Source organism: Nocardia sp. CA-135953 (assembly GCF_050955735.1).
In the GTDB taxonomy this organism is placed as follows: Bacteria; Actinomycetota; Actinomycetes; order Mycobacteriales; family Mycobacteriaceae; genus Nocardia.
In genome coordinates, this window is sequence record NZ_CP192082.1 from 3,294,570 (window position 1) to 3,319,532 (window position 24,963).

General features: G+C 66.4%; 16 protein-coding genes and 1 pseudogene. 10 read left to right on the top strand and 7 right to left on the bottom strand.

Translation table 11 applies throughout. From position 1 onward, the window contains the following. The first annotated feature begins 136 nt into the window (after window positions 1-136). The 3 genes from ACQPXH_RS15110 to ACQPXH_RS15120 all read left to right on the top strand — a co-directional run bounded on the left by ACQPXH_RS15110 (window position 137) and on the right by ACQPXH_RS15120 (window position 15,873). Entirely contained in the window at window positions 137-13,783 is a 13,647-nt protein-coding gene (locus tag ACQPXH_RS15110; protein WP_433602963.1) for an amino acid adenylation domain-containing protein, read from the top strand. Window positions 13,784-14,020: 237 nt separating this feature from the next. Beyond that, window positions 14,021-15,007 carry an ATP-binding cassette domain-containing protein gene (locus ACQPXH_RS15115; RefSeq protein WP_433602964.1) on the top strand — a complete coding sequence of 329 codons (987 nt, stop codon included), beginning with the start codon at window positions 14,021-14,023 and terminating at the stop codon, window positions 15,005-15,007. Beyond that, window positions 15,007-15,873: an ABC transporter permease gene (locus ACQPXH_RS15120; RefSeq protein ID WP_433602965.1), complete on the top strand. Its 867-nt coding sequence runs from the start codon at window positions 15,007-15,009 to the stop codon at window positions 15,871-15,873. The genes ACQPXH_RS15115 and ACQPXH_RS15120 overlap by 1 nt, the downstream gene beginning before the upstream one ends. Window positions 15,874-15,952: 79 nt before the next feature. Here the strand turns inward: ACQPXH_RS15120 and ACQPXH_RS15125 are convergent, their stop codons facing one another. Then, window positions 15,953-16,288, bottom strand: a complete 336-nt coding sequence (locus tag ACQPXH_RS15125; RefSeq protein WP_040691372.1) for an RNA polymerase-binding protein RbpA — start codon at window positions 16,286-16,288, stop codon at window positions 15,953-15,955. Between the two features lie 258 nt (window positions 16,289-16,546). Between ACQPXH_RS15125 and ACQPXH_RS15130 the strand changes: the two genes are divergently transcribed. Next, a complete protein-coding gene (locus ACQPXH_RS15130; protein WP_433602966.1) occupies window positions 16,547-16,873 on the top strand; it encodes a hypothetical protein in 327 nt (108 codons plus the stop codon). Between the two features lie 10 nt (window positions 16,874-16,883). On the opposite strand, the gene ACQPXH_RS15135 is transcribed toward ACQPXH_RS15130, so the two are convergent. Continuing rightward, window positions 16,884-17,426, bottom strand: a complete 543-nt coding sequence (locus tag ACQPXH_RS15135; protein ID WP_433602967.1) for a YaeQ family protein — start codon at window positions 17,424-17,426, stop codon at window positions 16,884-16,886. A gap of 112 nt (window positions 17,427-17,538) precedes the next feature. Beyond that, window positions 17,539-17,727, bottom strand: coding sequence for a M23 family metallopeptidase (locus tag ACQPXH_RS15140; RefSeq protein ID WP_433602968.1), 189 nt, complete (start codon window positions 17,725-17,727; stop codon window positions 17,539-17,541). Window positions 17,728-17,737: 10 nt separating this feature from the next. Here ACQPXH_RS15140 and ACQPXH_RS15145 point away from each other — a divergent pair, with 10 nt between their 5' ends. After that, window positions 17,738-17,923, top strand: a complete 186-nt coding sequence (locus tag ACQPXH_RS15145; protein WP_433602969.1) for a hypothetical protein — start codon at window positions 17,738-17,740, stop codon at window positions 17,921-17,923. Window positions 17,924-17,933: 10 nt separating this feature from the next. Here the strand turns inward: ACQPXH_RS15145 and ACQPXH_RS15150 are convergent, their stop codons facing one another. Next, a complete protein-coding gene (locus tag ACQPXH_RS15150; RefSeq protein ID WP_433602970.1) occupies window positions 17,934-18,920 on the bottom strand; it encodes a glycosyltransferase family 9 protein in 987 nt (328 codons plus the stop codon). 200 nt (window positions 18,921-19,120) lie between these two features. On the opposite strand from ACQPXH_RS15150, the gene ACQPXH_RS15155 reads away from it, so the two are divergent. The 3 genes from ACQPXH_RS15155 (at window position 19,121) to ACQPXH_RS15165 (ending at window position 20,659) form a co-directional block, all read left to right on the top strand. Beyond that, entirely contained in the window at window positions 19,121-19,531 is a 411-nt protein-coding gene (locus ACQPXH_RS15155; RefSeq protein WP_433602971.1) for a VOC family protein, read from the top strand. A gap of 67 nt (window positions 19,532-19,598) precedes the next feature. Then, complete coding sequence (locus ACQPXH_RS15160; RefSeq protein ID WP_433602972.1) at window positions 19,599-20,177, top strand: HdeD family acid-resistance protein; 579 nt, start codon at window positions 19,599-19,601, stop codon at window positions 20,175-20,177. Between the two features lie 122 nt (window positions 20,178-20,299). Continuing rightward, complete coding sequence (locus tag ACQPXH_RS15165; protein ID WP_327098699.1) at window positions 20,300-20,659, top strand: Rv2640c family ArsR-like transcriptional regulator; 360 nt, start codon at window positions 20,300-20,302, stop codon at window positions 20,657-20,659. 57 nt (window positions 20,660-20,716) lie between these two features. Here ACQPXH_RS15165 and ACQPXH_RS15170 read toward each other — a convergent pair whose 3' ends face one another. Both ACQPXH_RS15170 and ACQPXH_RS15175 read right to left on the bottom strand, forming a co-directional pair. Next, entirely contained in the window at window positions 20,717-21,964 is a 1,248-nt protein-coding gene (locus ACQPXH_RS15170; protein ID WP_433602973.1) for a CoA transferase, read from the bottom strand. Window positions 21,965-22,171: 207 nt separating this feature from the next. Then, window positions 22,172-22,999 carry a TetR/AcrR family transcriptional regulator gene (locus ACQPXH_RS15175; RefSeq protein ID WP_433602974.1) on the bottom strand — a complete coding sequence of 276 codons (828 nt, stop codon included), beginning with the start codon at window positions 22,997-22,999 and terminating at the stop codon, window positions 22,172-22,174. A gap of 288 nt (window positions 23,000-23,287) precedes the next feature. Here ACQPXH_RS15175 and ACQPXH_RS15180 point away from each other — a divergent pair. After that, window positions 23,288-23,464, top strand: a pseudogene (locus ACQPXH_RS15180) (thiolase C-terminal domain-containing protein); the annotation flags it as partial. A 55-nt stretch (window positions 23,465-23,519) separates the two neighbouring features. Here ACQPXH_RS15180 and ACQPXH_RS15185 read toward each other — a convergent pair. Then, complete coding sequence (locus ACQPXH_RS15185) at window positions 23,520-23,927, bottom strand: hotdog fold thioesterase (RefSeq protein ID WP_433602975.1); 408 nt, start codon at window positions 23,925-23,927, stop codon at window positions 23,520-23,522. Between the two features lie 65 nt (window positions 23,928-23,992). On the opposite strand from ACQPXH_RS15185, the gene ACQPXH_RS15190 reads away from it, so the two are divergent. Further along, entirely contained in the window at window positions 23,993-24,604 is a 612-nt protein-coding gene (locus ACQPXH_RS15190; RefSeq protein WP_433602976.1) for a TetR/AcrR family transcriptional regulator, read from the top strand. The last annotated feature ends 359 nt before the right edge of the window (window positions 24,605-24,963 follow it).

The following is a 24,963-nucleotide window of genomic DNA, read 5'->3' on the forward strand; positions in this document are numbered from 1 at the left end:
ATCCGCAACGCTGGCCATCCGTTGCATTCGATGCTCCGAATCTATGGGCGTGGATCACGTCCTACGGCTGGCGCGTGCGCGCCTGCGGTGGCGGTGCTCGGGAGTTGTGCATCAACAGCGGCAGAAGGAGTGATTGATGAAGTCATTGGCCACGGATCGCGTCGACCAATGCTCTTCCGGTGAATTCTCGGCACAACCATTCACACTGTCGCCGGCGCAAACAGCCCTCTGGTACGCCCAACGTATCCGCCCGGATGTCCCGCTGACCATTGCGCAGTATGTCGAGATCCACGGCGACTTGGACGTCGGACGCCTGCTGTACTCGATCGAACGATTCGGTGTCGAAACGCAGGTCGGACATGTGCGTCTGATCGAGATCGACAGTGTCCCGCATCAGGTGATCGACCACAGCCGCCGCCCCGGCTGGGGCCGGATCGATCTGCGCGACGAGCCTGATCCGCACGCTGCCGCGCTGCGCTGGATGAATGAGCACGCCAGCTCGCCGATCGACTTCGAACGGGATCCGCTCACCACGAACATAGTGTTGCGGACCGGCGAGTCCGACTACATCTGGTACGCACGCGGCCATCACATCGTGATCGACGGCTACGGCGCGATGAACGCACTCACCCGCACCGCGGAGATCTATACGGCGGTGGAGAATCGCACCGAACCGGAGGCATCCCGAGCTACACCGCTGGCGAAAATCTATGCGGACGAATCCACATACCGCGACTCCGGCCGGTTCCGCAACGACCGCGACTATTGGCTCGAGCAATTAGCAGGCGCGGGTGGACCGATGACTCTGTCCAACGTGAACGGCCTCACCGCCGCCCCGGATGCGGGGCGGCGGCGTGCTTGCGCGGTCCTCGACGAACGCGCCGAGGCAGCCATGAACGCGGCCACGGCCGAACTCGAGACCCAGAGCTCTACGATGTTCGTCGCCGCGCTGGCCGCCTATGTGCGCTCGGTGACCGGCAATCCCGACGTGGTGCTGAGCCTGCCGGTATCGGCGCGGACCACGGTCGCGCTGCGCCGCGCCGCCGGCGTGGTATCGAATGTGGTGCCGATCCGGGTGCGCTTCGATGCCGATACCACCGTCCGCGATGTGGTGCGCGCGGCCGAATTGCAGATCACCGGCGCGCTGCGGCACCAGCTCTACCGGCACGACGACATCCGCCGCGACTGCGGCTACTCCCGCGATGCGCGCGGATTCTTCGGCCCGATGGTCAACATCATGCTGTTCCACGACGAGCTGAAGTTCGGCAGTCTGCTCGGCTCGCTGCATGTGCTCGCCACCGGCCCGGTCGAGGACCTATCCATCAATCTGTACAACGGCGAGGGCGGTCGCATCCATGTCGACTTCGAGGCCAATCCGCGGCTCTACGCGGAGTCCGAGGTCACGGCGCACCACGGCCGGTTCCTGAACTTCCTGACCCGGTTCCTCGCCGCCGATCCCGATATGCACGCCGAGAGTCTGATCGCCATCACCGATGACGAGCGCGAGCGCGTGCTGCACACCTGGAATGCCACCGAGACCGCGCCGCAGCAGGGGACCTTGTCCGGCCTGTTCGCCGATCGCGCGATGATCTGCCCGGATGCGGCCGCGCTCGAATTCGGTGACGAGACACTGACTTACCGTGAACTCGACGAGCGTGCCAACCAGTTGGCCCGACTGCTCATCGCACGTGGCGCGGGGCCCGAGCAGGTTGTCGGGCTGTACCTGCGGCGCAGCCTCGAACTCGTCGTGGGCATCTACGCGATCATCAAGGCGGGCGCGGCGTACCTGCCGCTGGATTCCGATCATCCGGTAGAGCGGATCGAACAGATCCTCGAACGGGCCGATCCGGTCTGTGTATTGACCACGGCCCGAGACGAACTCGCGCTGCCCGCGGGCGCGGACACGGTCGCGATCGATACCGCAGACCTCACGGATTTCGACGCCCACCCGATCGCCGACACCGACCGCCTCGCTCCACTGCGTGCCGAGCATCTCGCGTACGTGATCTTCACCTCGGGATCGACCGGAAAACCCAAGGGCGTCGGCGTAACTCACGCCGCGATCGTCAACCGGCTGCGCTGGATGCAGCACGAATATCCGCTGGACGGCACCGACGCGGTGCTGCAGAAGACCCCGGACACCTTCGACGTCTCGATCTGGGAATTCTTCTGGCCCCTACAGATCGGAGCGCGACTCGTCGTCGCGGCGCCCGACGGACACCGCGATCCCGGCTACCTCGCCCGGACGATCGCCGAAAAGTCCATCACTGTAGCCCATTTCGTGCCGTCCATGCTTTCGGTATTCGTCTCCGATACCGATGTACGCGGCTGCACCACGCTGCGCCGGGTGTTCTGCAGCGGTGAGGCGTTGCCCGCGGCCACCGTCCGTGATTTCCACGCCGCCCTGCCCGGGCCGGAACTGCACAATCTGTACGGGCCGACCGAGGCCGCCGTCGATGTCACCTACTGGCCGTGCCCGGCCGACCCGGATACCGTGCCGATCGGCTCGCCGGTGTGGAACACCCAGACCTACGTCTTGGACGCACGCCTGCGGCCGGTGCCTCCGGGGGTCGTCGGCGAGCTGTATCTCGCGGGTGTCCAACTGGCGCGCGGCTACCTCGGCCAACCTCGGTTGACCGCTGATCGTTTCGTGGCCAACCCGTTCACTCCGGGCGCCCGGATGTACCGCACCGGCGATCTGGCGCGCTGGCAGGGCGAGCCGGATCTCGGCGGCCACAAGGGTAATTCGGCGCGAGGGATCCTCGAATACCTGGGTCGCAGCGACTTCCAGGTGAAGATCCGCGGTCTGCGCATCGAACTCGGTGAGATCGAGGCGGCGCTGCTGGCCGACGAGCGGGTCGCCCGCGCGGTCTGCGTCGCCCATCACGGCCGCACCGGCGACGAACTCGTAGCCTATGTCGTTGCCACCCCGGCCTTTTCGGACCACTTGGACAGCACCGCGTTGCTGAATGCCTTGCGTCGCACGCTGCCCAGCTACATGGTGCCTGCAGTGCTGATGGTGCTCGCCGAACTACCGTTGAGCGCGAACGGCAAGATCGACCGCAAGGCGCTGCCCGAACCCGATGCCACCCGCCCGTCCGGCCATCTCACGTCCGAGCCCCGCACCGAGGTGGAGCGGGTACTTGCCGGTGTCTTCGGCGAAGTCCTCGGCATCGACGGAATCGGTGTCGAGGACGGCTTTTTCGATCTCGGCGGCAATTCGCTGATCGCCGCCCGCGCGGTCGCGCGGATCAATGCCGCCCTCGGTACCGGGCTGACTATCCGCGACCTGTTCGAGGCCTCGACCATCGCCGCGTTGATCGAGCGCTTCGCCGCCCACAACCCGGACGCATCCTCCCCGAAGCTGGTACCTGTCGAACGGCCGCAACGGATTCCGTTGTCGCTGGCTCAGCAGCGGCTGTGGATCCTCAATCGCTTCGCCGAACACGCCGCCGCCTACAACATGCCGCTTGCCGTCGAGATCGATGGACCCATCGATCTCGTGGCGCTGCGTGCCGGACTCATCGATGTAATCGAGCGGCACGAATCCCTGCGCACCACCTTCCCGGATGCACCGGAAGGTCCGTACCAGCTCGTGCATCCGGCCACCGATATCCCGCTCACGCTGGACCCGATCGACGCGACCGGCGCCGATGTGCGGGAATTGGCCGAGGAGTTCGCCGGATACGGCTTCGATCTGCGCAGTCAGGCCCCGATCCGGGTGGCCCTGTGGACCACCGGAGCGGATCGGCACGTATTCCTCATCGTGCTGCACCACATCTGCGGCGACGGCTGGTCGATCGCACCGCTGGCCAGGGATCTGATGGCCGCGGTGGCCATGCGTGCGAAGGGCATCGCACCGCAGTGGACTCCGCTGCCGGTGCAGTACGCTGATTTCTCCCTGTGGCAGCGCGAACTGCTCGGCGACGAAGCCGATCCGGCGAGTGCGCTGAGCCGTCAGCTCGCCTACTGGCGCGCGGCCCTCACTGGTCTGCCGGATCAGCTCGACCTGCCGCTGGATCGTCCGCGTCCGCTGCGTCGCTCGATCGAGGGCGGGCGGGTCGAGTTCACTATTGCACCCGAGATCCGCCGCGCCGCAGGCGAACTCGCGGCCAGCCAGGGTGTCAGCATGTTCATGGTGCTGCACGCCGTACTGGCCACGCTGCTCGCGCGGCTGTGCACGAGCACCGATATCGCCATCGGCACCCCGATCGCGGGCCGTTCGGATCCGGCGCTCGACGATCTGGTCGGCATGTTCGTCAACACGCTGGTGTTGCGGACCGAGGTCGATCCGGCCGCCGGATTCGACCAGATGCTCGATGTGGTTCGCGAAACCGATCTGAACGCCTTCGCCAATGCGGATGTGCCGTTCGAGCGGCTGGTCGAACTCGTCAATCCGGAGCGCTCCGCCGCCAGGCATCCGCTGTTCCAGGTGATGCTGTCGTATGACCGCGCACCGGATCTGAACATCGATCTGCCCGGGGTGCGGGCGCAGGTGCTGCCGATCGCCGCCGATATCGCCAAATTCGATCTGCAGCTGGAACTGCACGACGGTATCGCCGATGGCCCGCTGCACGCCGAATTCGGCTATGCCACCGATGTTTTCGACAAGCGCACGGTCGAATCGCTCGCCCGCCGGTTCATCGCCGTGCTCAATGCCGTCGTCGCCGAGCCGAATCGACCGGTCGGCGATCTGCAGATCCTGGACCGGCGCGAGGCGGCGAAGCTCGCGCCGATCGCCGGTGCTCCGGGTGAGCCCTCGATCACCTTGGCGCAGCTGTTCACCGACATCGCCGAGCGGCTGCCGGATGCGACCGCCGTGCGGTACGAGGGCGTCGACACCAGCTACCGCGAACTCGACGAAATGTCGAATCGCCTGGCGCGCACGCTGATCGAACACGGCGCCGGACCCGAGGTCGTAGTGGCGATCGCATTGCCGCGCAGCCTCGATTCCATCGCGGCCATCTGGGCCGTGGCGAAAACCGGTGCGGCATATGTGCCGATCGATCCGAGCTACCCGGCCGAGCGGATCGGGCATATGATCGCCGATTCCGGTGCCATGCTCGGGCTGACCGTGCCGGAATCCCTGGCCACCATGCCCGCCTGGCCCGCCGCAGGCGGTAAGCACCGCAAGCACTATGTCGATTGGCTGGTACTCGGCTCGGATGAACTGGCCACCGAATCCGCTCGCTACTCAACCGATCCCGTCACCGATGCGGACCGCCACTATCCGATGCGCACCGGGTATCCGGCCTACCTGATCTACACCTCGGGTTCCACCGGAAAGCCCAAGGCAGTCGTCGTCACCCACGCCGGTATCGCATCGCTGGCACAGGAGCAGATGCATCTGTTCGGTGTCACGGATTCGGCACGCACGCTGCACTTCTCCTCGCCCAGCTTCGACGCGTCGGTGCTGGAGATCCTGCTCGGGTTCGCGGCGGGCGCCACCATCGTCGTCGCACCCGCGGGCATGTACGGCGGTACGGAACTCGCCGATCTGCTGCGCACGGAGCGGGTCACCCATGCATTCATCACGCCGGCCGCGCTGGCCACCGTGCCGGAGGAGGGGCTCGACGAGCTCGAGGCCGTCATCGTCGGCGGTGAGGCGTGCTCGGAGGAACTCGTCGAACGATGGTCGGCCGGGCACCGTATCCACAATATGTACGGCCCTTCCGAGGCGACCGTCGCCGCCACCGCCAGCGGTCCGATGCAGGCGGGTCGCCCGGTGCCGCTCGGCAGACCGGTGCGCGGTATGCGACTGTTCGTGCTGGACGGTCGACTGCATCCGGTGCCACCGGGCACTCCGGGCGAGCTCTACCTGTCCGGCCCGGGGCTGGCCCGCGGCTACCTGGACCGATACGGCCTTACCGCACAGGGCTTCCCGGCCAACCCGCACGGTCGGCGCGGTGAAAGGATGTACCGCACCGGCGATCTCGTGGTCTCGGATCCCACCGGACAGCTGCGCTTCCTCGGCCGCGCCGACGACCAGATCAAGATTCGCGGCTTCCGCATCGAACTACGCGAAATCGACCATGTGTTGCGCGCCCATCCGGGTGTGCGCGCCGCGCTCACCGTCGTGCACACCGACGAACACGGCCAGCCTCGCCTGGTCGCCTATGTGACCGCGGACGAACCGATCGAGGCCGCCGCTATCGCCGATACCGCGCGTCAGCGGCTGCCCGGCTACATGGTGCCTGCCTCGATCGCCGTACTCGACGAGATGCCGGTCACCCAGGCCGGCAAGCTGGACCGAAAGGCCCTGCCCGCACCGGTTTTCGCGGCCGCGGGTACCTCGCGAGCGCCGAGCACGTTGCTGGAGCAGCGCGTCGCCGCCGCGTTCGGTGAAATCCTCGGCCATCCGATGACGGGCGCGGAGGACAGCTTCTTCGAGGTGGGCGGCAACTCGCTGCTCGCCACCCGCCTCGCCGCCGCACTGCACGCGGAATTCGGCGTCGACCTGCCGGTGCGGCTGATCTTCGAGGCGCCGACGGTGGCCGGTGTCGCGGAACGGATAACGGAAGCGCCCCGGACGCAACGGGTGGCGCTGGCTGTGCATACCCCACGTCCGGGACGCATTCCATTGTCGCTGCCCCAGCAGCGACTGTGGTTCCTCAATCGATTCTCACCCGAATCGAGCGCCTATAACATCGCATTCGTCATTCGGATCGACGGCGATCTGGATGCGGCGGCCCTGCGCTCGGCGCTGACCGATCTGGTCGAGCGGCACGAGATACTGCGCACGGTGTTCCCGGAGGATAATCTCGGCGCCCGGCAGTCGGTGCTGCCGACCGCCAAGGCCATGCCGGTGGTCGAGCCGGTGGCGACCGATGAAGGCGCCGCCGAGCAGACACTGCGCGTTATGGCCCGCGCCGGATTCGATCTCACCAAGGACATTCCGCTGCGGATCAGCTTGCTGCGCACCGACTCTCGGCGTCATCTGCTCGGCATCGTGTTGCATCACATCGCCGCCGACGGTTGGTCGCTCGGCCCGCTGACCCGGGATCTGGCCGCTGCTTACGTGGCAAGGCGTGCAGGTGGTGCACCCGATTGGACACCACTTCCGGTGCAGTACGCCGATTTCGGGCTGTGGCAGCGCGCCTACCTCGGTGACGAGGCCGATCCGGAAAGTCTCGCAGCCGAGCAACTCGCGTACTGGCGCAGCGCACTGGCGGATCTGCACGACGAGCTGCCGCTGCCCTACGATCGGCTGCGGCCGGCCGCGCCGACGCAGGAGGCGGGTTCGCTGCGCTTCAGCGTGCCCGAGCCGGTGCAGCGGGCACTTGCCGAACTTGCGCGCGAACAGGGCGTCAGCATGTTCATGGTGCTGCGCTCGGCCCTCGCGGTCATGCTGCGGTTCATTACCGGCGGTCGGGATATCGTGATCGGCACGCCGGTCGCGGGGCGCACCGATACCAAACTCGACGAGCTGGTCGGCATGTTCGTCAACACGCTGGTGCTGCGCTCGGATGTCGACCCGGATATTCCGTTCGCGACGCTGCTGCGCGCGGATCGCGATAACGAGCTGGCCGCCATGGCGCACACGGATATCCCCTTCGAGCGCATCGTCAACGAGTTGGGCAGCGACGGGCGCGGCAGCGGTCGCCATCCGCTGTTCCAGGTGGCGCTGACGGTGCAGGACGGTCCGGTTCCCGCGCTCGAACTGCCCGGCCTCGCCTTGCATGCCGAGGAATTGGATATCGCGCTGGCCAAATTCGATCTGGAACTGCGGGTCGGTACCGTCGCCCGCGGCGCCGGACCGGACGCGTCGGCGCGTATCTTCGAATTCGCCTATGCCGCAGAGCTTTTCGATGCAGCGACGGTCAAAACGATGGCCGATCGGTTCCAGGCGGTGTTGGCGGCCGTTGCCGCGGCACCCCAGGTGCTGGTCCGCGATATCGACGTGCGCACCGAATTCGAGCGACGACAACTCACCCCGGCCAGCGGCGGCGCGACCACGCCCCAGTGCACGCTGGCCGCCTACTTCACCGCCACCGCGCATATGCATCCGCAGCGCACGGCGATCCGCTCGAATGGCACCTCGCTGACCTACACCGCGGTCGACGCGCGCTCGAATCGGCTGGCACGGGCGCTGATCGAGCGCGGGCTCGGTCCGGGTGACCGAGTGGCACTCGGCCTGACCCGATCGATCGACTCGGTCATCACGATGCTCGCGGTCACCAAGTCCGGTGCCGCATTCGTGCCGGTGGATCCGAACTATCCGGCCGACCGCGTGCGGCACATGCTGGTCGACTCCGGGTGCGAAGTGGGCGTCACGCTGGCCGAGCACGCCGATCGGCTGCCCGCGACCGCGGCCACCGACTGGCTGCTGCTCGACGCGCCTGAATTCATCGAGGAACTGGACGAATTCGACGACTGCCTGGTCGACGACTACGAACGCCATCGTCCCATCGAGATCGCCGATCTGGCCTATGTGATCTACACCTCGGGTTCGACCGGCAAACCCAAGGGCGTGGGCGTCACGCACAGCGGGCTGTCGAACTTCGGCGACGAACTCCGCGAGCGGATGCGGGTCGACAAGGATTCGCGCACGCTGCACTTCTCCTCCCCGAGCTTCGACGCGGCGATTCTGGATCTGCTGCTCGCGATCGGCTCCGGCGCGACCATGGTGATCGTCCCGACCGATATCTACGGCGGCGATGAACTGGCCGCGCTGATGGAGCGCGAGCGTGTCACCCACACGTTCATCACACCGGCCGCATTGGCCACCATCGATCGGGAGCGGTGGTCATTGCCGTGCCTGCGTGGGCTCATGGTGGGTGGCGAGGCCCTGAGTCCAGGGTTGGTGACCCGCTGGGCCCCGGGACGGCAGATGCACAACGTCTACGGGCCGACCGAGACCACCATCGTCACCACGATCTCGGCGCCGCTGGCGATCGGCGAACCGATCACCATCGGAACCCCGGTGCGTGGTGCGCGGGCGCTGGTACTCGATGAGCGGCTGCGTCCGGTGCCGGTCGGGGTTCCCGGCGATCTATACCTCAGCGGATTCGGTGTCTCGCGTGGGTATCTCGACAGGTTCGAACTCACCACTACACGATTCGTCGCCGACCCTTTCGGACCGGCGGGGTCGCGGATGTACCGCAGTGGTGATGTGGTGCGCTGGAATGCCGCGGGCGAGATCGTCTACCTCGGACGCAGTGACCATCAGGTCAAAGTGCGCGGATTCCGCATCGAACTCGGCGAGATCACCAACGCGCTCGCCGCACATGAGCACGTGCGGTTCGCGCACACCGAGGTGCGCCATATCGCGGGCGCGGATCGGATCGTCTCGTTCATCCAGCCCACCGAGGACACCGCACCGGATATCGATGCGGTGCGCGCCCATGTCGCCGAACACCTTCCCGCGCACATGGTTCCGGCGAGTATCGCCGTGCTGGACAGGATCCCGCTGACCCCGACGGGGAAATTGGATGTCGCCGCACTGCCCGAACCGCAGCTGACGTTGCGCACGGCCCAGCGGGCACCAGCGAACGACGCCGAGCGGCTGGTGGCCGAGGTGATGGGCGAGTTGGTCGGTGTCGAGGGTGTGAGCGCCGAGGACAGCTTCTTCGATATCGGCGGAAATTCGCTGCTGGCAACCCAACTCGTGGCCCGGTTGGCCGCGGTGACGAATACCCGGCTCGAGGTGCGCACGGTCTTTACCAGGCCGACGGTCGCCGAAATCGCGACGCTGCTCGATGCCGGATCCGGTGCCGACGCTCGGCCGGAGTTGGTGCGCCGCGATCGGCCGGAGCGGATTCCGTTGTCGGCGGCCCAGTATCGACTGTGGTTCCTGAACCGGTTCAACCAGGTCGGAGACGGCACGGGTGAGGCCAGCGGGGCCTACAACGTCCCGGTGGTGCTGCGCATGCGCGGCGAGCTGGATGCCGATGCGCTGATGCGGGCATTGCACGCCGTACAGCAGCGGCACGAGACGCTGCGGACAGTATTCCCGGAGGTCGATGGGGTTCCCACGCAGCGCGTTCTCGATCCGGCGGATGCGGCCGTCTCGATGTTCGTCACGACCCTGCCGCAGTCCGAAATATCAGATGCGGTACAAAATTTCGCGACTCCGGGATTCGATCTCGCCTCGACCGTACCGCTGCGGGCCGCGCTGATCACGGTCGACCGCAACGGATCCACCGACGCGAAATCAGGGGCGTCGACCGAGCACGTGCTGGTGCTCGTCGTCCACCACATCGCGATGGACGGCTGGTCGCTGGCACCCCTGGCCGCCGATGTGGCCACGGCCTATGCGGCAGCATGCGAGGCGAAGACGCCCGACTGGCCGGAATCGGAGATCCAGTACGCCGATTACGCACTCTGGCAACAGGACACGCTCGGCACCGAGGACGATCCCGATTCGCTGGTCCATCGCCAGCTCGACTACTGGCGCGAGACTCTGAACGGAATTCCGGTGCTGCTGAACCTGCCAGCGGACCGGCCGCGCCCGCCCGCGCCGAGCTATCGCGGGGGCATCGTGGAGTGCCCGATCGACGCATTGACCCATCGAGAACTGCGCACGATCGCCACCAGCAATAACGTCAGCATGTTCATGCTGCTCCACGCCGCGCTCGCGGTACTGCTGCATCGGATGACCGCGACCGACGACATCACCGTCGGCACGCCGATCGCCGGTCGCGGTGGCCATCCGGAGCTGGATCGCATGGTCGGTATGTTCGTCAACACGTTGGTACTGCGCACCCGGATCGATCCGGACGCCAGGTTCACCGACCTGCTACACGCCGTGCGCGATATCGATCTGGATGCGTTCGCGCATGCGGACCTGCCGTTCGAGCGACTCGTCGAGGTACTGAATCCGGCCCGCTCGCAGGCCCATCACCCGATGTTCCAGGTGATGCTCTCGGTGCAGAACCACCCGGTGCGGGTGCTCGACCTCCCCCGGCTGCGCATCGAGTCGGAGGATATCGACACCGGTATCGCGAAGTTCGATCTGCAGTTCACGCTGACCGAATCACACACCGGCACAAGGGAACCCGGCGGAATCAACCTGTCCGTCAACTACGCGAGCGATCTGTTCGACGAGCAGACCGCACAGCGGCTCGGCAGGCGACTGGTCCGGCTGCTCGCCGGTGTCGCAGCGAATCCGACCACCGCCGTGGGTGATCTGGAACTGCTCGATCCCGCCGAATGGTCCGGGTTGGCTCCCGTGCGCGGGGCGGAGGCGGACCGGCCGGCCACCTTCCCCGAGGTGTTCGAGAACGCGGCGAATGTCGATCGCAAGGCCATCGCACTGTGCTCGGGCGATACCCAGGTGAGCTACGACGCGCTCGACCGGTGGACCAACCGGCTGGCGCGGGTGCTCATCGAACGTGGGGTCGGCCCGGAAACGCTGGTGGCGCTGGGGATTCCGCGCTCGGTCGAATCGGTGGCGACGATGCTCGCGGTGGCCAAGGCGGGTGCGGCATTCGTGCCGGTCGACCCGCTGTATCCGGCGCAGCGGATCTCCCATATGCTCACCGATTCCGGTGCGGCACTGGGCATCACGCTGGCCGAGCACCGCGACCAGATGCCGGGCGACGCCGAGTGGATCGTGCTCGATGATGCCGAATTCCGTGGGCGGGTGCTGGATACGTCCGACGCGCCGATCAGGACGGGCGAGCGGATCAGGGCGCTGCGGGTGGACAATCCGGCATACGTCATCTACACCTCCGGCTCGACCGGCACACCGAAGGGGGTCGTGGTCACCCACGGTGGCCTGTCGAACTTCGCCGCGGAGACCGCCGAGCGGTTCGAGGTGCACCCCGGTTGCCGGGTCCTGCATTTCGCGACGCCGAGCTTCGACGCCGCCATGCTCGACCTGCTGCTCGCCCTCGGTGGTGCGGCGACGCTGGTGATCACGCCATCGGGTGTGGTCGGCGGCGCCGAACTGGGCAGGGTATTCATCGACGAGGGGATAACGCACGCGTTCATCACCACCTCGGCACTCGGCACGGTCGATCCGACCGGCGTCACCGAACTGGCGCATGTGCTGGTGGGCGGTGAGGCGCTGCCGCCGGAGCTGGTCACACGCTGGGCGCCCGGCCGCAATCTGTACAACGTGTACGGGCCGACCGAGACCACCATTGTCACGGTGATCTCCCAGCCCATGGCACCGGGCGAGCCGATCACGATCGGCGGGCCGATCCGCGGCGTCAATGCCACCATCGTCGATGGACGGCTGCATCCCGCGCCGGTCGGGGTGACCGGTGAACTGCACCTGGCGGGTAGTGCGCTGGCACGGGGCTACCTGAACCGTCCGGGGCTGACGGCGCAGCGGTTCATTGCGAACCCCTACGGCAAGCCGGGGGAAAGGATGTATCGCACCGGCGATCTCGTGCGCTGGTTCGGGCACGGCTCCGACTCGGCCCGCGAAATCGAATACCTCGGCCGCACCGACCATCAGGTGAAGATCCGCGGATTCCGCATCGAACTCGGCGAGATCGACGCCGCGCTCGCGCGGCACGACGCGGTCGAGTTCTCGACGACCATCGGTTATCGGACCCCAGCCGGTGCGACGGCATTGGTGTCGTATGTGAAGCCGTGCGAGGGAAATACGCTGAACGCGGCCGAGCTCACCGAACATCTCGCGGCGCGGGTGCCGAATTACATGGTGCCCCAATCGATCATGCTGATCGACCAGGTTCCGCTCAGCCCGGTCGGCAAGCTCGACCGCGATGCGCTGCCGGAACCGGTCTTCAGCGCGAGCGAAGGCTATCGGGCGCCGACCACCCCGACCGAGGTGCAGCTGTGTGCGGCCTTCGCGACGGTGCTCGGTGTCGAAACGGTGGGTGTCGACGACGGATTCTTCGAACTCGGCGGCAACTCGTTGCTGGCCACGAAGGTCGTGGCGGAGCTGCGCGCCAATGGGATCGATCTCCCGGTGCAGCTGATGTTCGGCGACTCCACCCCGGCTGCCATCGCGACCCGGCTGGACGGAGCCGGTCACCCCGGCGCGGCGATCGCCGCGACACTGGAGCCGGTACTGCCGATCCGGGCCCGCAGTACCACGAGCCGGGCCCCGCTGTTCTGCATCCATCCCGCGATCGGGCTGTCCTGGTGCTACTCGGGTCTGCTCGCGCATCTGGCTGCGGACCGCCCGGTGTACGGATTGCAGGCACCGCATGTCGCGGGCGAGGACGGGTTCGATTCGATCGGCGAGGCCGCGGAAAACTATGTGGCGCATATCAAGTCGGTCCAGCCCGAAGGGCCCTACCACCTGCTCGGCTGGTCGCTGGGCGGCCTGATCGCGCACGAGGTGGCGGTTCAGTTGCAGGAGGCGGGCGAACAGGTCGCGCTGCTGTCGATGATGGACAGCTACCAGCTCACCGACGAATGGCTCGAGCATGCGATCCCCACGGTGGCCGAGATCATCGGCGAATTCGGCAATGACGCCGATGATGTCGAACTCGACCCGCGCATGACTCTGCGCGACGCGGCCGAACTGCTGAGCTCGCGATCCGGCCCGTTCGCCGCCCTGACCGTCGAACACCTGGAGCGCCTCTACGCGGGCTACACCAATGGCACTGTCCTGGCCCACGGCTTCCGCCCCAGGACGTTCAACGGTGATCTGCTCTTCTTCACCGCGGCCGATGACGAGATCAACCACACCGACCCGACCCGCCGCGCCGCGGCATGGGCGCCCTTCGTCACCGGCAGCATTCACAACCACGACCTACCTTGCAAACACTCGGCCATGACGACACCGGAATCACTCGCCGTCATCGGTCCGGTGCTCGACGAGCACCTGGAAGGCGCACCGAGGCAGGAGGCACGGTTGTGAGAGAGCGTTTCGAACAATCCATCGACACAGCACCCGCACGCATCGACGAAACCTGGTGTTACCGAGGCGGATTCGCGCGAGATATCGCCGACGACCGCGCGGGCCGGGACGCCGGTGCCGAGGGGCGGAACAGGAGCGAGTCGTGAACGAATGCGATGAATCGACCGGCTGTGAGCAATCGGTAGCAGGCCCGGCGAGAGTGCGGGCGCCGGGGGCCAGGGCTCGGCAGGTTGTGTCGTGAGTCTGGCGGTGGAGGTGCGCGGCCTGGTCAAGACTTACGGCCGGGTGCGGGTGCTGGACGAGGTCGACCTACAGATTCCGGCGGGCACGGTGATGGCACTGCTCGGGCCCAATGGCGCGGGCAAAACGACCACGGTGCGTATCGTGACCACGCTGCTGCGGCCTTGCGCCGGATCGGTGCGGGTGGCGGGTATCGACGTCTTGCGCGATCCGGCGACCGCGCGGCGGCGCATCGGGCTGTCCGGTCAGTACGCGGCGGTCGACGCCAACCTGACCGGCTACGAGAATCTGCGCATGGTGGCACGGCTGTACGGAATGTCGCAGCAGCAGGCCGCATCTCGTGCGACGGAGTTGCTGAGCACCTTCGGTCTGGACCATGCGGCGCACCGTCGTGCCGGTACGTATTCCGGCGGTATGGCGCGGCGGCTCGACCTCGCCGGTGCATTGGTGGCTCGGCCCGCGGTGGTGGTGCTCGACGAGCCGACCACCGGCCTGGATCCGCGTGGCCGTCTCGATATGTGGCGCGTCATCGGCGATCTCGTCGACGACGGCACCACGGTGCTGCTCACCACCCAGTATCTGGAAGAGGCCGATCGGCTCGCCGACCGCATCACCGTCATCGATCGCGGACGGGTCATCGCCAATGGTTCGGCCGATGAGCTGAAGACCTCCATCGGCGGCGACAGGCTCACCGTCACGCTGGCCCCGGGCCAGGACGTGCTGCCCGCGCTGACGATCCTCGCGCAGGTCGGTATCGGTGAGCCGACCCACGATCTGGGCGCGGACGAGGTCTCCATCGTGGTCGCCGACGGCTCCCGCACCATGGTCGAAGCGCTGCGCAGGCTCGACGACGCCGGCGTGTGCGTGGTCGACGCCGGCGTGCACCGGCCCAGCCTCGACGACGTCTTCCTGTCTCTCACCGGTACCTCCGCGCACGCACTCGAGCCGGAAATCGACGATGTACAAGAGGAGATCTTGTCTTGATGAGCACCGCAGTCGCGCGCACCGAAGCGGAATCGACCGCGAAACCCGAAACCCCACCGGAGATTCGGCAGCCACACGCCCGGGTCATCCGGGACAGCGCCATCGTGGCGTACCGGAATCTGCTGACCATCCTGCGGGTCCCGACCCTACTGGTGACCGCGACGATCCAGCCGCTGATGTTCGTTTTCCTGTTCGCCTACATCTTCGGTGCCTCACTCGGCGGCGGCCAGTACCGCGAGTTCCTGCTCGCCGGAATCTTCACCCAGACAGTCGCTTTCAACGCCGCCTTCACCACGGTCGGCTTGGCGGGTGATCTGGAGAAGGGAATCATCGACCGCATGCGGACGCTGCCGATGTCGCGGCTGGCAGTGCTGATGGGGCGCACACTCTCGGATCTGGCGGTGAATATCCTGAGCCTGGCCGTCATGGTCGGTTGCGGGTACATCGTCGGCTGGCGGATCAACGGCGGGATCATCGATGCCGTACTGGCTTTCGCGATAATTCTGCTGTTCGCGTTCGCCATGTCCTGGGTCGGGGCCATCACCGGTCTGTTTTCACCCACCGTCGAAGTCGCCCAGAGCGCGGGCCTGATCTGGCTGTTCCCGTTGACGTTCATCTCCTCGGCCTTCATCTCCGCGGAGTCGCTGCCCGGTCCGCTGCGCGCCTTCGCCGAATGGAACCCCATCACCGCGGTCTCCGCCGCCGGACGCAAGCTCTTCGACAACGGCGCGCCCCCGAGCTTCGGCACCCCGACCGGTTGGCCCGCCGACCACTGCATCCTCTACGCGGTGGGGTGTTCCCTGGCCATCCTGGTGGTGGTCGTGCCGTTGGCTCTGCTGCGCTACCGCAAGGTCGCTAGTAAGTAGTGCTTGTCGCTCGGATCACCGCATGAGAAAGGCCGCCTGCACCAGTCGGTGCAAGCGGCCTTCTTTCGCGTGATGGTACCTAGACCCGACGCCGCGTCTTCAGCAGATCCAGCCGCTCCTTCAGCAGCTCCTCCAGCTCTTCCTTGCTGCGACGCTCCAGCAGCATGTCCCAGTGGGTGCGCGGCGGCTTGACCTTCTTGGTCTCCTGGGTGGTGCCCTCCATGAGGGTGCCCTCCTGGCCGTTGCGGCACAGCCAGGTCGGGGGGATCTCGGCGTCGTCGGCGAAGGGGACGTCGAATTCCTCGCCGTTATCGGTCCGGTACCGAGCAATCCGTCGCGGGGCCAGGTCGTGGTCGCGATCGGTTTCGTAGCTCACCGCTCCGAGCCGACTGCCCCGGAGTACGCGATCTGCCATGGTGTGCCTCTCCCTGTGTGCTCGAGTCTTGTTGCGCCGCGACCGCGTCCGTCATCGGTCAGTGCCGGATGAAACGCGCGACGCTCGCTGGACCTTAGATGTAACGATCGTGCCTGCGCCAATAGTTCCCCATCGGCGTACTGGCGAACCGCTCCATTGTAGTCGGTGCCCCGGCCACCCTCCGCCACGCCCACGCCGCGCCGCTGAACCGGGGTCGGAAGTGCCATTCGGTCGGCACAACCGTTAGGGTTCTGCGTCATGTCGCGCCGCGTGCTGTCCTGCTGCCTGTGGTGTGGGCGGGAGATCGTCGAATCGGAGGCCGGACGTCGTCGCCGGTACTGCCGTCAGTCCTGTCGCCAACGCGCCTACGAACACCGCAACAGCTTGAAGGGAACCGGAATTCCGGCGGATTCGGTGGTACTGAGCGCCCAGGAGACGGCCGATCTGGCCGACCGCTGGTTCGCCGCCCGCTGCGCCGCCGAGGATGTCGCCACCGCCATCGGTGAGGGCGCCGACACCGAAGAGTTGAAGGCGTTGAGCGCGACACTGTTGTCCCTCACCCGCGAGGCAGAACGGCTGCGGTGAGCGTCGACCGCTAGCCGAGCCTGCGCTCTTCGACCGACGTGCTCAGGTTCGTCCCATTGAGATCCAGGTAGAGCAGTCGCTCGGTGATCGACACCGTGACCGTGTTGCGGCGTTCGATCGCGGCTACCGCGGCATCGATGAAGTCGCGGTCGAAGCTGTACAGCGGGATCGCTTCGGCCCGGTGGACCCGTTTACCGGTGAGCTGTGCGAGCACCTTGGCCGGGTCGCGATGGGTGTAGATGGCAACGCGCTCAGCCGATTTGCTGCCGCGGTGCACGCGATCGGCATCGGGTGCACCGACCTCGATCCAGGCGGTGAGCCGTCCGGTCAGATCGCGCACCAGCACCGCGGGCTCGTCGGTGGACGACACTCCGCTGTCGCTGAAGGCGATGCCTTCCTCGTACTCGAGGCAGTAGGCGAGCAATCGCGTCAGCATGAACTCGGCGGTTTCGGAGGGGTGGCGCGCAACCCGCAACTCCAACTCCTGATACACACCACGGTCGACATCGGCGAGTTGGACGGCGAAGTTGTGCAGTGTTGCGCTGAGGGCCATAGGAGCAGGAGCTTAGTGAACGCCGCTACTGGCCGCGAACAGTCGCGCGGCACTTGGGTCGTTGCGGCCGTTGGCGCGCGCCTGCCATCACGCGGAGCGGCGGCGGGCTCGTTTACTCCGGGGCGAAGCCGACGGCGATGCCGCGCGCGCCGAGCCAGGGCATCGGATCGATCGGTGCGCCCGCGCTCGAGTGGATTTCGTAGTGCAGGTGCGGACCGGTGGAGAAGCCACGGTTGCCGACGGTGGCGATGACATCGCCCGCGCGCACCCGCTGACCGACGGCGGCGAGAATGTCGTTCACATGGCCGTAGATGCCGATGGTGCCGCTGCGCGAGGCCCGGCTGGTGATGATGCGTCCGGACGGCAATCGGCGGTTGTACTTCCTGGATCCGCGCGGACTTGGCGATGCGCGCGACTATCTGGAACAGTTCTGGCCCAGCGCGCTGGCGGCCTACGCCGCGGCTTTGAGCAATGCCCGCTCCGAGGGCAACACCTGAATGCTCGTGGTCAACCCACGCGGCGATATGCCGTTCGCCCGCGATTGTTTCCGCTGGCCGGCCATGCCCGCTTGGCGAGCTGCTTGTCGACCGCGCTGATCACCTCGGTGACACCGATTCGCAGTAAACCGGGGTCGGGCGTATCGGCTGTGGGATCGCCGAACTGACCGGCCCACAGCACCGCATGCCTGCCGAGGAGATGCGGTGGGGGCCCGCCCCAGCGCGGCGGTGTCGGCCCGAACAGCAATACGGTCCGGGTTCCGAAGGCGGTGGCCAGATGTGCGACGCCGGTATCACCGCAGATCACGAGCGCGGCCTCGGCGACGGTGGCGGCGAGTTCGATGAGGTTCTGCTCGCCCGCGAGCACCCGGCCACCGGGTAGGCCCGCACGGGCGGCGATATTCAGCGCGATATCGCGCTCGGACTCGTCACCGGTGAGGACCACTTCGCGACCGAGTACCAGCAGATGCCGTACGACCGCGGCGAACCGGTCGGGCGGCCAGCGGCGGGCCGGTGCGCCCGCTCCCACGTGCACCACGACGCAATTGCGCCGACTGGTGGTCGCGACCGGTGGGACCAGCCCCAGATTACGGCGATCGGCCACGATGCCGTCGGATTCGAGCAGATGGCACCAGCGCTCGACGTGATGCATATCCGTCGCCCATTCCGGGCCATCCAGCTCCGGAAAGGCGGGATTGCGGTAGGAGAGGATGCGTCCGGGATCGGTCTTGGTGAGCGCGACGATGCTCTCGGCGCTCGGGCCGTGCAGATTCACCGCCAGTCCGGGTTCGGGAGCGTCCCAGCGCAGGTCACCGAGGTCGGAGGTGGGGAGCATGGAGTCGACGGAGGCAATGAGGTCGACGATCGGCTTCAGGCGATGCGGAGCGGCGAGGATGATCTGATCGTGCGGTTTCGCCCGTCGCAGCGCGCGCAACGCGGGAACCGCGGTGAGCAGATCACCGAGGCCACGTGCCTGCAGCACGAGAACAACCGCCACCCTCTTCTCCTAGCCACCCGAGACTCGCGAACCGACCCACCCGCTTCACCCCATGGATGCACACGACGAGAGTCACTTAGGGATGACTACCCGAGCCCTCTCGGCCATAAACGTGAGCGAGTAGCTCGCTATCGAGCCCACTGTCCGAGTCGGAGGACTAACCTCGGCGGTGGCGGCCACTACCACCAAGGAGCGTTCCCATGACCTCCCGACTCAACCCGTACATCAGTTTTTCCGACTCGGCGCGCACCGCGTTGGAGTTCTATCGAGATGTGTTCGACGGCACGCTGACCATGCAGACTTTTGGGGATATGGGGGATAAGGACGCGCCAGGCGCGGACTTGATCATGCACGGCATGCTGGAAACGCCGAGCGGGTTCACGCTGATGGCGTCGGACACCCCGCCAGGTATGGAGTACAAACCAGGGAGCAGCATTTCGATCAGTCTCAGCGGTGACGCCCCCGATGAACTGCGCGGCTATTGGGACCAGCTGTCTGCCGGTGGCACCGTGACCGTGCCGTTGGAGAAGCAGATGTGGGGCGACGAATTCGGCATGTGCCTGGATCGTTTCGGTATCGCGTGGATGGTAAATATCGCGACACCCGCCTAGGATGCGGCGCTTGACCCGTTCGGGCAAATGTTCAGAAAACCGCTGGCGCGAGGCATAGCATCACGCTATGACGACAAACAGCGTGCTAGAGGGTCCTCTGCAACGGGTTGCGCGTAGTGCGTGGCAAACGGTGCTGGTCACCGGCATCCTGTCGGTGATCCTCGGTGTGATGATCCTGGTCTGGCCCGATGTGACCTTGGTGGCCGCAGGCATCATCTTCGGCATCTATCTGGTGGTGAGTGGCTTCCTGCAATTGGTGGCCGCATTCGGCACGCACACCAGCACCGGAATCCGGGTGCTCGCGTTCATCAGCGGTGTGGTGTCGATCATCATCGGTATCTTCTGCTTCCGTGACGAGTTGGAATCGATACTTTTGCTCGGCCTGTGGATCGGTATCGGCTGGCTGTTCCGCGGTGTCGCGCTGCTGATGGCGGCGATCTCCGAGCCTGCGCTGCCGGGGCGGGGCTGGGAGGCCTTCTTCGGAATCATCACCGCGATCGGAGGTGTGGTGCTGATCGTGTGGCCGGTCGCGTCGGTGGCGACGCTGGCGTTGGTCGCGGGGTGGTGGCTGGTCATTCTGGGCATCATGGAGATCGTCACCTCGTTCGGTGTCCGCAAGGATGCGAAGAAGCTCGCCGAGATCTGAGATCTCCGATTCCTGCGGCCGTCGCTACTGCGTCGGCCGCAGGCGTATTTCCGGTGGGGGACTTATGCTTTCGCTGTGGCGGCGCGGCTCGGGGCCTTTTCGATTTATGCCACGATATAGGGATGCCCAAGACGCTGCCCGCGCTGGATGTGTCCGCGCCGATCTGTTGCGCGCCGGTGGCGGCGGCCCCGGTCGATGATCGGGTCGCGCTTGAAGTGGCGTTGCGGTTGAAGGCACTGGCGGATCCGGTGCGCGTGAAATTGATGTCGCTGCTGTTGGCCGAGCGGGACGGCACGGTCAATACCCGCGAGCTGGCCGCCGCGGTAGCGCTGGCGGAGTCGACGGTGAGCCACCATCTGGGCCAATTGCGCGCCGCCGGTCTGGTGGAATCGGTGCGTCAGGGCATGACCGTGCAGCATGCGGCACGCCGGGATGCGTTGTCCGCCTTGTGTTTCGTACTCGACCCGGAGTGCTGTCGGTAGCAAGATGCCGCGCGATTCGGCTGCGGTGGCCGATCGGGTGGCGGTCTCCGGGCGGAATCATCGGGCGATTCGTTCCGGTGGCTCGTTCGCGACGATCGACGACATGTGCAGTGCCGCAATAGATTCGGGGGACAGTCCGAGGCGATCCCGCAGGATGGATTCGGTATGTTCGCCGAGTCGAGGTGCGGGGCGGGCGGGAATGTGCGCACCGTTGACCGAGATCGGGGAACCGGGGGCGTGGTATTCGCCGATCTCGGGTTGACGTAGCAGGGTGAACAGGGGATTCTCGGTGACGCGCGGGTCGGTCGCGAGTTCGTCGAAACTGCGGTAGCGCTCCCAGAGCACCGATGTTTTCGCCAGGGCGGTGCCGATGTCCTCGGCGGGGCGGTCGCGGAACCACGGGGTGAACAGTCCGGTCAGTACGTCGCGATGACGGTAGCGCGTGCCCTCATCGGTGAAGTCCGCCGACAGCGCGGTGGCCAGCGCGTCGACCGCCGCGGTGCTGCCGGTCAGCTCGGTGAGATCACGAAAATGCCTGGGGGTCAGGGCGACAACCATGAAGGAGACATCGTCGGCGCTGGTGAAGTGCTGGCCGTACTGGCCGTAGATGGCATTGCCCGAGCGCGGGCGCTGCCGCCCGCACAGTGCGGCCTCGGTGAGGAAGCCGAGGTTGCCCACCATGGCCAGCGCGACATCTTCGAGCGGCAGGGTGATCCGGCTGCCCTGTCCGGTCGCGTCACGGTGGCGTAGCGCCGCGGTGATCGCCAGCGCCGCGTACACACCACAGACCAGATCCCACGCGGGCAGAACATGATTGATCGGGCCCTCGTGATCGGCAGGTCCGGTGACGAGCGGAATTCCGGTGGCCGCGTTGACGGTGTAGTCGACAGCGGCCGAACCATCGGCGCGGCCAAGTATTTCCAGCTGGATCAGGTCGGGCCGCGTGGCGGTGAGCGTGTCGTAGTCGAGCCAATCCCGTCCGGCGGCGTTGGTGAGCAGGATACCGCCGCCGTGGCCGCCGCCGGTGATCAGGCGGGTGACGAGCAACTGTCCGGCCGGTGCGCGCAAATCGGCTGTGACGGAGCGCTTTCCCTTGTTGAGTCCGGTCCAGTAGATGCTCTCGCCGTCGTCGGTGAGCGGCCATCGGCGGTAGTCGGCCGCGCCGCCGATCGGATCGACGCGGATGACCTCTGCGCCCAGCTGCGCCAGCGTCATACCCGCCAGCGGTGCGGCGACGAAGCTGGAGATCTCCACGATGGTCACACCGGCCAGCGGCTGCGCCGCCGAGGTCGCGGGATTCGGCATTTACATCATCCTCTCGCCGGCTACAACGGTGTCATACCGCTGACGAGCCAGTGGTCGTCGTGCTTTTCGACGGTGACAGTCACATGGTTTGGAACTGGTGGTCGGCGCGGGTATGGCGGTGCTGATGGTTACCTGGTCGATGAACATCAGCACCGTCAAACTCGCCGAGTTTCCGGCGAGTTCAGGTGGCCGCGCGAAGCTGAGTGGCTACTTCGCCGCAGCGGCCTCGGCGGGACGGCGCGCGGCGCGCGACTTCGCCGCCGATGCCTTCTTGGCAGGTGCCTTTTTCGCGGGCGCCTTCTTGGCGGGTGCTTTCTTCGCCTTCGCGCCCGATCCCGATTCGAGCAACCGGCTCGCCTGTTCGAGAATGCAGTCGAGGCCGTACTCGAAATTTCGATCGTCCGGCGCCCCGCTGTGCAGGCCCTTCGAACCCGCCTCTGCCAGTAGTGGTGTGGTGTCGGGCGACATGGCGAGGCGGTCGTAATGCGCGCCCGCCCCGGACTCCGATTCCTCGTTCTTGTCGGAGAGGCGTTGCAGCACAACCGATCCGCGCACATGCAGCTGAACAGCGGAGTAGGTCGCGACGGCGGCGTCGAGCGACAGTCCGGCTTCGACCAGATTGGCGATGATCTCCTCGGTCTGCCGTGTGCCCAGTTGCGCGGCTGCCGGGCTCAGCGCCGACCTGATGAGTATCAGATCGCAGAGAATGGGATTGCCGTTGAAGGTCTCCCGCATTGTGCGGGCATGGTTGCGCAGCGATTCGCGCCAGTCACTCGCGACGACGAAAGGCGTGACGAAGGTGGCGTACTGACGCAGCGCGCGGTCGGTCATGGCATTGAGCAGTTCGTCCTTCTTGCGGAAGTACCAGTAGATACTCGTCACGCCGACGTCGAGATGTTTGGCCAGCATCGGCATGCTCAGATTGTCCAGCGACACCTGATCCGCGAGCTCGAACGCACCGTCGAGGATGTCCCCGGGATTGAGGGACCCGCGCTCACGCCGCGGCCGTTTCTCCGCAGCTGCCCGCTTAGCCATATGTGCGTCCACCTCCGTGAAGTCCGTTCCGACGCAATCGTTTCCCGGGCTCGGGAAACAGACAGCAGCAGCTATCGTAGCTATAACCGTAAATCCTACTGCGATGGCTTCTGTCGGCGCGTCGCAGCCCGCGTGGCGGCACGGGCATCGTGCGGTATCGCGCCACAGATACTGACGTAGCTACAGCGTGCGACGGAGGTGGTAGCGCAATGGATTTGGGATCGACCGCCGCCGCAGCTGTGGTCGTGGGCGGTAGCCGGGGCATGGGCCTTGCCGCCGATCGCTGCTACCCACGGCGGGCAGCTCTCGCACGGCCGCACCTACGACATGGGCCTGGTCCGCGAGGCCGTCCGCCAACTCCGGGGTCGAGCCGGAGCCAGACAGATTCCCGACGCCCGGGTCGGTGTGGTCACCAGCGATGGGCTGACGCCCAGCGGCGTACTGCTGCTGCGAGCGGACGAGTGACAGCCCAGGTATGCACGGGTCGCTGATCTTTCGGTTTCAGGCGGCTCTTTCGGTTTCAGGCGGCCGCGTGCGGAATGCGTGTCTGCACAGTTTGGATCACGTGGACGCACAGCTCGCCGGACTCGTCGGTGATTTGCACACCCACCACCACAGCGGTGCGGCTGACGCGCACCGGCGCCGCGACCGCTTGCGCCGCTCCGCGGACCGGGCGCAGGAAATGCGTCGTCGAATCGGTCGTCGCGGGCAGCGCCCCCGGAGTGGAATTGAGAACCGCGCAGACCGCGGCAGCCGCATCGGCCAACCCCATCAGGGCACCGCCGTGCAGGCCACCCCCTGCTGTAGACAACTCGACAGTGTGGGTCAGGCGGGCGGTGACCGCGGCGGGTGTGAGTTCGGTGAACTCCACGCCGAGAGTGCGGACGAACGGAGCGAGTCGGTAGACGTCTTCGGAGGTGATGGTCATGGTTGGCCTCTCATGGTTGTAGAGACTTCACTCTACAGCGACGTCTGGAGAGTAGTCTCTACACCGTGGTGAGATTCGTGCACGACACGGCGACGATCCTCGACGCCGCTGCGCGGCTGCTGGCTTCGCAGGGTCCGGCCGGGGTCACGATGTCCGGGGTGATCCGGGAATCCGGTGCACCGAGCGGATCGGTCTACCATCGCTTCGCCGATCGGCCATCGTTGCTGGCTGCCCTGTGGAACAGGGCCATCGAGCACCTGCACCGCGATGCCTATGTCCTGTTCGACCAGGACAATCCGATCGAGTCCGCCGCCGCGATCACAGGCCATGTCGTGCGGTGGTGCCGGAGCAGCCCGCTCGACGCGCAGGTCCTGCTCGCGGGTGTCCACCAATTCGCTCCCCAGAGCTGGCCCGCCACCGCGCGTGCGGAGCGCGCCGCCGAAACAGCCCAGTGGGATGCCGCGATCCGCGGAATCGTCCACTCGTTACGCGCCGAAACCGGATTGTCCACGGCAACAATCGTTCTCACCATCATCGACCTGCCATACGCCGCGGTGCGGCGATATCTCGCAGCCGACCGGCCGATACCGACAGAACTCGACGTCCAGGTACCCACCATGGTGCGCACGCTGCTGAACAGCATGCCTGCCGCAGAAGAGGACACAGCCGCCGTTTGACAGGGCTCTTGGCGAACCGACACCAAGGGCCGCGGCGGTGAACCGATCCAGTACCGGGTGCGGCCGCGTCTGGCTCAGCGAAGACCTACGTGTCAGTCGCTGGATGGCAATGCTTTGGCCTGCGCGAGTTCCAATGGAACGTCGTGCACCGTGAGCGTGCCGGATCCCGGTCGAGGCCCGTCCGGCTCGGGCGGAGCCGAACAGCAGCAGAGGCACCATGACGCCACCGGTCCCGATGTATGCGACGTGTTCGACGCCCGACGAACCGATCAGTCCCGCCGCACCGCGGGCCACGGCATCCAGATCCGCGGTGGTGGCCCGAACAGCGCCGGATACCACCATTAGCCGATCGGGATCGT